Source organism: Lactiplantibacillus sp. 30.2.29 (assembly GCF_018991255.1).
Taxonomy (GTDB): domain Bacteria; phylum Bacillota; class Bacilli; order Lactobacillales; family Lactobacillaceae; genus Lactiplantibacillus; species Lactiplantibacillus pentosus.
Window position 1 is genome coordinate 1 of record NZ_JAGYGU010000096.1, and the last position, 1,070, is coordinate 1,070.

The following is a 1,070-nucleotide window of genomic DNA, read 5'->3' on the forward strand; positions in this document are numbered from 1 at the left end:
CCCTGTTTGTAAAATTAAGTTAGAAATTTAAAAAGCCATTTGTGATAGACTTTTGAGTGTTGAAATCAAAAGAAAGGCTGATCACAAATGACCTATACTCATCTTACCATAGACGAACTCACTACAATTTATTCCTTTTGGAAGCTCAATAAAAAGGCTTACCGAGTAGCACCAGCACTCCACCGGAGTGCTGAAACCGTTTATCGCATCTATCGTTTTCTTGACGCTGGCGGTACGCTTATTGATTACCAACAACATTATCGACGGCACAAACAACATTGTGGGCGTAAGCCCATTCAACTATCCCCTGATGAACTGGTTTATATCCAAGCCAAAATTCAAGCGGGGTGGCAACCAGATACAATTATTAATCGCCACGAACGTTCTTTTAGCTGCGGCGTACGAACCCTATATCGCATTTTCAAACGTGATGCTTTTGGCTTGTTCGCCAAAGATTTACCCATGCATGGTCAGCGTCACCCTAATGGGTACGTTGAACGACGAGGAAAAGCTGGGCAATTGGGCAGAGATTTAAAAACCCGTTATCAGGACTATCCTAATTTTAAACGAGAATTCGGTCATTTAGAAGGCGACACGGTTCAAGGCAAAAACCATCAGGGTGCCGTAACCACACTGGTTGAACGGCAGACCAAGGTCGCAATTGTTTTGAATTCACATACCAAGTCATCACAAAACGTCAATCGTAGTTTAGCAGCCTGGTTGACGAAGCTGCCACGCCACTTGTTTAAGTCCATCACGTTTGATAATGGTAAGGAGTTCGCCGGTTGGCGAACGATTGCTAACCAGTTTGATTTAAATATTTACTTTGCCGCTGTAGGAGCACCCAATCAACGTGGGTTGAATGAAAACACCAACAACTTACTTCGTAAGGATGGGTTGCACCATGATCTCATCATGGACCAGCTATCAGATGAATTTGTCCAGGCAGTTGCTAGTCGACGGAACCATATTCCCAGAAAAAGTCTCAATTATCAAACACCACTTGAGGCATTCGTAAATCAAATCACTGATGAGCAATTAAAATTTCTAACTTAATTTGACATTTGAAG

General features: G+C 42.3%; 1 protein-coding gene. It reads left to right on the top strand.

Going from position 1 to position 1,070, the window contains the following annotated elements; all coding sequences use genetic code 11:
• The first annotated feature begins 87 nt into the window (after nucleotides 1-87).
• Nucleotides 88-1,056 carry an IS30 family transposase gene (locus tag KGF65_RS16670; RefSeq protein WP_003555476.1) on the top strand — a complete coding sequence of 323 codons (969 nt, stop codon included), beginning with the start codon at nucleotides 88-90 and terminating at the stop codon, nucleotides 1,054-1,056.
• The last annotated feature ends 14 nt before the right edge of the window (nucleotides 1,057-1,070 follow it).

What these genes read in the sequence shown, in the direction of transcription:
- KGF65_RS16670 (WP_003555476.1), top strand. Translation starts at nt 88, where the DNA reads ATGACCTATACTCATCTTACCATAGACGAACTCACTACAATTTATTCC.